The sequence below is a fragment of the Microcystis sp. LE19-41.2A genome (assembly GCF_027530405.1).
GTDB lineage: Bacteria > Cyanobacteriota > Cyanobacteriia > Cyanobacteriales > Microcystaceae > Microcystis > Microcystis aeruginosa.
In genome coordinates, this window is sequence record NZ_JAPZQJ010000332.1 from 1 (window position 1) to 2252 (window position 2252).

The following is a 2252-nucleotide window of genomic DNA, read 5'->3' on the forward strand; positions in this document are numbered from 1 at the left end:
AATGGTAAAACCCTTTTAAAATAAGGCTTTTGACCTGTTAAAATCCGATGTTCATGCTGCGAAAATCGGATTGGGACCATCAAAAACCTTGCATTATCCTTATTGTAGTACATAAGTTGGTACAAAAAAGAGAGGGCAACAAAGCCTGAAACTCCCGACGACCGGCTACTGACGACCGGCTACTGACTCCTAACCCCACCAACAAACTTTTTGCCGCAAACCCTATTTAGACCATGTAGCTGAATACTGGAGCGATGCTTGTGCCAATTTACCCAGTTATCAGCACTTTGTTGAGTGGATTCCTGTAACTTTGATTCCTTTTTGCCTCTATCTCAAACATTGCTGCTGATGCGTTTCAAATTTGAATTGGCGTACCAAGATTGGCCATCTCAAAACTTTGAAAACAGCGAAAGCCTTCAATTTTTTTTAGGGATTGTAACATGAGTGATTACCCCGGATTTTCAGTTATTAAATCTAGTTTATCTCAACCCCAGAAAACACCTCAATTAACGACAGAGCATCACGATGGCGATACCGATACCTAAACTTAAACCGACCAGCACTTGAAAAGGAGTATGACCAATTAATTCCTTTAAACGTTCCTCGTTAAATTCCTTGCCCCCCTGGAACATTTCATCGATAATTTGATTGAGAATCCGGGCCTGTTTTCCTGCTGCCTGACGCACTCCAGCCGCATCATACATAACAATAATCGCAAAAAGCGCAGCGATGGCAAATTCGGGACTAGACCAACCCATCTGTAATCCTACCCCAGTAGCCAAAGCCCCCACCAGTGCCGAGTGAGCGCTAGGCATTCCCCCCGACGAGACTAGATAGCGCAGACTCACCTTACCATCACGGATTAACTCAATCAGCGCTTTTAGTCCCTGGGCAGTGAAACAAGCTAAAAGAGAGATTAGCAGTATTTGATTGTGTAACACCTGCTGGAAGTCCTGCATAATCTCATTCGTTTAATTTAATTTTTACGATTAACAATATACTCGGCGATGGCCCGTAAAGGTTCAGCGGCCTCATCGTAGCCACTCAATTCATTGATGGCACTATCTATTAACTGTTGAGCTTGCTGGCGAGACCCCTCTATCCCCCAGAGACTGGGATAGGTGGCTTTTTGTGCCTGTAGATCCTTACCGGCGGTTTTGCCCAATTCCTCCTTTGTCGCCGTGATATCGAGAACATCATCGATAATTTGGAAAGCCAAGCCAATATTTTGAGCGTAACGGGCTAATTTAGCTATATCTTCCGCTTTTGCCCCCGCTAAAACTGCCCCCGACACCACAGAAGTCTCCAACAGGGTTCCGGTTTTCTGAGTATGGATAAAACCGAGAGTTTCCGCCGAAATATCGGGTTTTCCTGCGGATTCCAAGTCTAAAACCTGACCCCCCACCAAACCCGCTGCCCCGACCGTGCGACCTAAACGGGCAATTACCTCTAAAATCTGTAGGGGAGGTACATTACGAGTCTGGGTAGCCACATACTCGAAAGCGTAGGCCAGGAGACCATCCCCGGCTAAAATAGCGATATCTTCGCCAAAAACCTTATGGTTGGTTAATTTCCCACGTCGGTAATCATCGTTATCCATGGCGGGTAAATCGTCGTGAATTAATGACATAGTGTGAATCATTTCTAGGGCGCAAGCGGTGGGTAAAGCCATCTCTAGGGAACCCCCCATCAATTCACAGGTAGCCAGACATAAAATCGGCCGCAGACGTTTGCCGCCAGCGAGGAGAGAATAGCGCATCGCCTCGTAGATTTTGGCAGGATTGCCGATAACTAAAGAGCTATCTAAAGCTGACTCGACAATTAACCGCTTTTCCTCCAGATAGGAAGCCAGAGAAAAGCTCTCGTTTTTCCTCACTTCTACTCCTCGTTCGCCCCTAGTAACCATGTCTTTTTGTCTTGAACCGACTGCTTTTAAAACTATATCAGGAAACTCCACCTCGATCGGAATTAAACTGACCGCTCCCTTGTCCCCTAAGCTGTTGACTGTCTAAATTACGCCTTCAGACTGCATGGGAGTGCCAGAATTGACATTCTGAACACTTGTACTATATTTTCCCAGACGGAGATGGGCCAATTTTCTTTTCTGATGCCTATACTTTAGACGTTCATAATCTGAGATTTATTAAACTTCTGAAATCGTAGAGTCAGCAAGGAATCCAGTTCTTTTTTATGTTTCAAATGGGCATCATTCAAACATTCATAAATGGCTGAAGAAAAGTCAGAAAAGTTTT

At 44.9% G+C, this 2252-nt stretch carries 2 protein-coding genes and 1 pseudogene; all 3 read right to left on the bottom strand.

Going from position 1 to position 2252, the window contains the following annotated elements; genetic code table 11:
* Positions 1-506: 506 nt before the first annotated feature.
* The gene (locus O9290_RS13715; RefSeq protein ID WP_002768327.1) at positions 507-959 is read right to left on the bottom strand and encodes a divergent PAP2 family protein; all 453 of its coding nucleotides are present in this window, start codon (positions 957-959) and stop codon (positions 507-509) included.
* 17 nt (positions 960-976) lie between these two features.
* Complete coding sequence (gene crtE / locus O9290_RS13720) at positions 977-1906, bottom strand: geranylgeranyl diphosphate synthase CrtE (RefSeq protein ID WP_288059353.1); 930 nt, start codon at positions 1904-1906, stop codon at positions 977-979.
* 212 nt (positions 1907-2118) lie between these two features.
* Positions 2119-2252 (bottom strand): annotated as a pseudogene (locus O9290_RS13725) (IS630 family transposase); the annotation flags it as partial.

Coding starts and splice junctions, on each gene's coding strand:
- O9290_RS13715 (WP_002768327.1), bottom strand. CDS start 959: ATGCAGGACTTCCAGCAGGTGTTACACAATCAAATACTGCTAATCTCT.
- crtE (WP_288059353.1), bottom strand. CDS start 1,906: ATGGTTACTAGGGGCGAACGAGGAGTAGAAGTGAGGAAAAACGAGAGC.